The organism is Edaphobacter sp. (genome assembly GCF_035532915.1).
Classification (GTDB): domain Bacteria; phylum Acidobacteriota; class Terriglobia; order Terriglobales; family Acidobacteriaceae; genus Edaphobacter.
In genome coordinates this window covers 1-5426 of the sequence record NZ_DATKQC010000236.1, presented here as the reverse complement: position 1 = coordinate 5426, position 5426 = coordinate 1, and the positions used below count along the sequence as shown (strand labels likewise).

The window sequence follows — 5426 nt, the reverse complement described above, 5'->3', positions numbered from 1 at the left end:
GGCGATGCAACTCCTCAAGCATGAGCTGACGTAGTTGGTTCACAGAGAATTCTCCTTCTCTGCGAACCAAACTACCCCGGCAGCCGCAAAAGCCGGATCAGCAACACGCGCAAGCGTCCGCCGCCGCCGCGGCTTCGTTGTGTGCCGAGTATGTTCAACAGCTTGGAGGTACAAGTCCTCTACCCGACCTGATGGAGGTAAGGGTTAGCAAGAACGCAAGGGCTATCGCCGCGAGGCGGGGTCTGAAGGAAGCGTGGAGCAAATGCGCGAGTCGATGAACAAAAACCGGATACAAGGCGCGAGCGTAGGGCGAGCGGGCAACTTACCGCGAAGCCCATATCCATCAAGTACGCGAGGCGTAGATCCGGCGGCAGTGCGCAGAAGGCTGTTGAACTTACCCCGGGAGATCTGCTTTGTGTCGTTTCGGCGACTGAGGCTGTCGCGAGACAGCCTGACCGCAGGGCAGAAGTCAGCAGAGGGCATATTAGGCCATGTCGTCGGCAAGGCTATTGAGGCACTCGAAAGCCGAAAGGTGGAGTCAACAGATAGGCCGAGCCGGGAACGGTGGTTGAAGGCCCGAACGAGAGGAGAGGCAATTAGGACATGAGTCTCAGGGGCGAAAAGCAGCAGAACATTCAGATCGAACTGAACTCCTCTTCCATGCCAGCAGGTGAAGCCTGCGAAGCGGGAAGGGAAGAACCTGAATCGCTCCCGGCGATAAATGAACCCGAAAGCCCAGCCCGCATGAATCGATTGATGGAGGAAGTATGTGAGCGAGAAAACCTGAAAGAGGCGTTACGGCGGGTGAAGGCCAACAAAGGTAGTGCGGGCATCGACAGGATGACTGTCGATGGAATCGCCGACTATCTGAAGCAACACTGGCCAGCCATCCGGGAACAACTGCTGAACGGAACCTATCAACCGAAACCGGTGAGGCGGGTTGAAATCCCCCAAACCAGACGGAGGGATGCGCAAGCTTGGCATCCCCACGGTGCTGGAGATGCTATCCATGCTGGGAAAAATTGGCGCACGACTTGGGCTCAAAATCGGTGAGAAGGCGGCTGCAGAGTTGGTTCCTATCGCAGGAGCGGCCGGTGGGCTTACACTGAACGTCCTGTTCGCGCGTTACTTCCAATTATTAGCGGAGGCTCACTTCACGATCCGTCGTCTCGAGCGCAAGCACGGAGCCAAAGTGGTTTGCGAGGAGTACGAACGGATTCGCAACCCGCGCTTCTTGTGACTCACATACTGCGCTGATAAAAAAACGTGCGAATGTCAGCGACGCGCACGCACTTTGCGGTACCCCCAAACCAGGACCAACTAAATGGCAAGAGATTTCCGCTCAATACGAACGTTCGAAGTGATGCGAATACCCTCATTGACTTCGTTGTCGGCATCCACGCGCCAAATCCCACGCTTGAGCACCTCGGCCTTAAAGGATGCGGCCGAGGGATCGATGAGCACCTTCGCGCCGTCCCCGGGACCAATGAACTGGGCAAGGTCATCGGCGTACTCAGCATCGGTCTTTTGCCGCATACAATACTGGCACTTCCTCTCTCTACCTCCGAAAAATCATCCTACCAAATCTTCCACCCGGAACCCACCTGCGGCGATGATACTGATTTGTCTTCCTGGAACCGGCCACTGTTCAGATTTATTCACCGTTACGTGCGCGCTAACACACTAGCGGGTTTTTGCCCTTGGAACGGATGCATAAACGATTGCGAGCCGGGCAATCGGGGGGTATATTTTCTCTTGGCCGGGGAAACAAAATGAGAATTCCGGTTCAATCAACGAGTCTACTGAACGACGATCGCGTCGTCATCGTCGGCGGTGGACCAGCCGGTTCGTTTTTCGCCATCCATCTTCTTCGGGAAGCCAAGCGGCTCGATCGAAACATCGAGGTTGTCATCGTCGAGAAACGGGGTCGGTCCGACCTGAACGTCGATGACTTTCAATGTAGGGGATGCAGCTTCTGCGCAGGCCTTATATCGCCGAGGCTGAATGAGATACTCGAAGAGTGCGGCCTAGTCGTTCCGGCGGAGATCATCCAAGGGCGCATCGACTACGTCTGGATACACGGGCAGTGGAAGAACCTCCGGCTTCGAGTTCCCAACGACAAGCAGATGTACTCAGTATTCAGGGGGGCGTTACCCGGCAGGAGGACTGGCAGACCTGCGGGGTTGGATGGGTTTCTGCTCGGTGAAGCGGTTAAAGAAGGCGCGCGCATTCAGTATGGCGAAGTCCAGAGGATTGCCTACGGTGCGTCGGGGATGCCCGAGCTCACGATGAGGGCGCCATCTGGAGAGAAGGTCTCGCTCGATGCCAGCTTCGTGAGTATCGCAACCGGAATCAATGCGCGCTGTGGCTCCGAATATAGTGCCGATGAGCTCATCGTCTCCGTCAAGCGGTTGAATCCGTCGTTCGTTCCAGGTAAGACCCGAAGGGCCCTCATCTTCGAACTCGACGTGGGTGAGGATTTTCTCAAGCGCAACATGAATCGGGAGATCTACTTCATCGAGTACGGCTCGAAACATCTCGCCGTTGAGCATACCGCGCTCATTCCCAAGGGCAGATTCTTGACCGTTGCCCTGATCGGCAAGTGCATAGACGAGGCGGTCTTGCCGCGAGACGGTCGGCAGATCGTCCACGATTTCCTGACGTTGCCGCAGATTGACAGCATCTTGCCAGGCATCGCGGCAGCTCCCCTCGCCTGCCTTTGTGCTCCCAGAATGACTGTGGCCACTGCGGCATTTCCTTTCGGCGACCGGTTTGCCATCATCGGCGACGCCGTCGGGTCGCGATTGAACAAAGACGGTCTTTACTCAGCCCACGAGACGGCGAGCCGGCTGGCGCAGGTCGTGCTCCATGAGGGAATCGACGAGCAGGCCCTCGCCCGGGGATACGGGAAAACCGTCAAATGGCTGGTGGCTGACAATCGCTTCGGACGGACAGTATTTGCCATCAGCCGGGTGGCGTTCACCAAGCCTCTGGTGAGCCGCATCGTGTACCAGGCGTTTGCTACTGAGTACAAGGTGCGTGACGTGCGGAGTCGGCCCCTGAGCGTAGTGCTATGGAAAATCGCCAGCGGCACAGCCGACTATCGGGAAGTGTTCCGGGAGATATGCGGCTACCACGTGCTGCGGTCCGTTCTCGCCGGCGCGGCGGTCACGGTAAGGAACGTGGCGTTCGAGATATTGTTAGGCGTGCAATGGGGGGAGTACGGACGCTATCCGACAGTGGTGCTGAAAGAGAAGCGCGAAGCGCTAAAGGAGCAACTTGCTTCAAGTCTGGGAATGGAACTTGGCAAATCGCCCGACTTCGAACGGATGTACTGGATCAAGATCCGGGGTTCCGAGGACGAGATCATGGAGGACCTCGCCAAGTTCGGCCAACCCAATGCAAGGTTCCTCAAGGTGCGAATCGTCGATATGCGACAGACCCAGGGAACGCCCAACCAGGTGGGATCGGTGATTCGATACAGTGTGCCGTTCGTGCAGTTGGCCGCGGAACTGCGGCTGACCAACAGAGTTCGCTTCGAGACCCTGCTCTATCAGGCCGACGAGGGGCTTGTAGACCACGGGAAACTCATCTTCAACGTCGCGCCGACCACGGACAGAAACCGCAGGCTCTCCATTTACGCGGAGTTCGACTACAAGAAAGGCAAGGGCTTCGCGAGTCGGATGATGTGGAAGGGCGCCAGATTATTGTTTCCCGAGTTCGTACACGACGTCGTGTGGAACCATGCCCTGTGCACAATCAAAGAAGATGTCGAGCGGAAGCGGGACCACACCTGGTAGGGTCACGGCGTCGAGCGGCCAAGTCGTACTGCGCCCGGAGTGATTCCCCACCAACCCGGACTCATCTTCTACTCCATCTTTGCGGAAGCAGTCCATTTTCAATAGGCTGCAATTTTGAAAACAGCCTAGTACTACAGTTGCACTTAATGGATTTCCCCTGATTTCCATTGCGACCCACTTGCGCGCTGCTCTCTAAAAATCAATGGTTTACAGCCCAGCTACCCAGAGGATTCGCTATCTGCAACTGTAGTACTAGGCTGGGACGCCCGGGATTGCTGATAGTACCCCGTCCAGTCTAGGACATACCCGCCAGATGCTGATCCGAAGCAAAAGGACAGGCATGGGTTGCATGTCAAACCCTCCCAAGCCTAGCACAGCTAACTGGCCAACGTGATGCTGAACTCAGCGGATATTCTCTCTCGACTGGATGGTCAACTGTCGCAATACAGGCAACGCACTCATTGAGCCAAATTCCGATTTGGGCAGAAGTCTGTAGGGCAGAGGTCGTGGGTGCGATAAGGCCACAATAAAGGATTCGCGAATCCTCGTTCTTCTTCGGATTATGCCCAAAGTCGCAATTACTGCGATCCATGATCTTCAAGATGCAGCATGTGCGCCAGCCGCCGATTTTCATCACGACGCCTCCGTGGACTCTGGGCGTTGCGATGGTCTGGTCGCTAGGGTGTGGCCGACGGATCTCGCGAATAGCGGATCACTTCGACCGGGGAGGTCGCCATCAGGCCTTCATGAACCATGGCATCCAGATGAGGAATCAGCGTGCGGATTTGCTCCTCTGTATCGACAATGCTCACCATCATCGGAGCATCCTTGGACAAGGTCCAACGGCTGGCATAATGAATTCTGGTACTGGTACCGTATCCCTCGATGCCGCGATAGATGGTGACTCCGGCGATCCCAAGCTCCTGGCATTTGGCGAAGATCGCCTCGTGCAATGGCTTGCCCTGCCACTTATCGGCCTCGCCGAAATGGATCCGCAACATTCGCGCTTGGAACTCTTCTTTCATGGCTTGGTCTCCATTGCCAACGACCTGCTTGCTTGCACATTCTCCTGCTGAGCTTGCTTTAGTTCGCCTCGCTGGCGCGATAGGAATATTTGATGACGTCGACGTCCGACAGCACCACCAGGCCCTCCTCAACCATTTGCTCGACCCTCGGCAGAAAGGCTCGCAGCTTCTCGTCCGTATCGACTACCGAGAGCATGATTGAGCTATCGTGGGACAGGTGCAGCGGCTTGTCCTTGTGAATGCGCCGATGCGCACCGTAACCCAGGATGCCGCGATAGACGGTGACGCCCGCGATATCGTTTGCCCGCATCGCCTCCACCAGGGCCTTGTAGAGCGGGATATCTTTCCAACGATCCGATTCGCCAATGTAGATCCGCATTAATCGGGCTCGTCCCTCAATTTTGAGCGGCGAGGCTGCCGGAGCCTTCTTCTCCTTTGAACTCTGGGCCGCTTTGGCGATTGTGGTCTCCTGCACTTCGATCATGCCGCTGCCAACCATTTCCTCCAGCTTGCCGAGCAATTCATCCACCTTTTCTCTCGACTCGATGAATTCAATCTTTATTGGCAATTGATCGGATATTTCTACGAAGTTCGACGAGTG

General features: G+C 56.2%; 6 protein-coding genes. 3 read left to right on the top strand and 3 right to left on the bottom strand.

Features of this window, described 5'->3' with window-relative positions; all coding sequences use genetic code 11:
• Nucleotides 1–603: 603 nt before the first annotated feature.
• Together VMU57_RS11400 and VMU57_RS11395 are read left to right on the top strand one after the other, a co-directional pair.
• The gene (locus VMU57_RS11400; RefSeq protein WP_325383460.1) at nt 604–1053 is read left to right on the top strand and encodes a hypothetical protein; all 450 of its coding nucleotides are present in this window, start codon (nt 604–606) and stop codon (nt 1051–1053) included.
• Nucleotides 1010–1240 carry a hypothetical protein gene (locus VMU57_RS11395; protein WP_325383458.1) on the top strand — a complete coding sequence of 77 codons (231 nt, stop codon included), beginning with the start codon at nt 1010–1012 and terminating at the stop codon, nt 1238–1240. Before VMU57_RS11400 ends, VMU57_RS11395 begins: the two co-directional genes overlap by 44 nt.
• 80 nt (nt 1241–1320) lie before the next feature.
• On the opposite strand, the gene VMU57_RS11390 is transcribed toward VMU57_RS11395, so the two are convergent.
• A complete protein-coding gene (locus VMU57_RS11390; protein ID WP_325383456.1) occupies nt 1321–1536 on the bottom strand; it encodes a hypothetical protein in 216 nt (71 codons plus the stop codon).
• Nucleotides 1537–1772: 236 nt separating this feature from the next.
• Here VMU57_RS11390 and VMU57_RS11385 point away from each other — a divergent pair, with 236 nt between their 5' ends.
• A complete protein-coding gene (locus VMU57_RS11385; RefSeq protein WP_325383454.1) occupies nt 1773–3800 on the top strand; it encodes a hypothetical protein in 2028 nt (675 codons plus the stop codon).
• Between the two features lie 677 nt (nt 3801–4477).
• Here VMU57_RS11385 and VMU57_RS11380 read toward each other — a convergent pair.
• A complete protein-coding gene (locus tag VMU57_RS11380; RefSeq protein WP_325383452.1) occupies nt 4478–4825 on the bottom strand; it encodes a DUF190 domain-containing protein in 348 nt (115 codons plus the stop codon).
• Nucleotides 4826–4883: 58 nt separating this feature from the next.
• A partial coding sequence (locus VMU57_RS11375; protein ID WP_325383450.1) for a DUF190 domain-containing protein occupies nt 4884–5426 on the bottom strand: 543 nt, incomplete at its 5' end.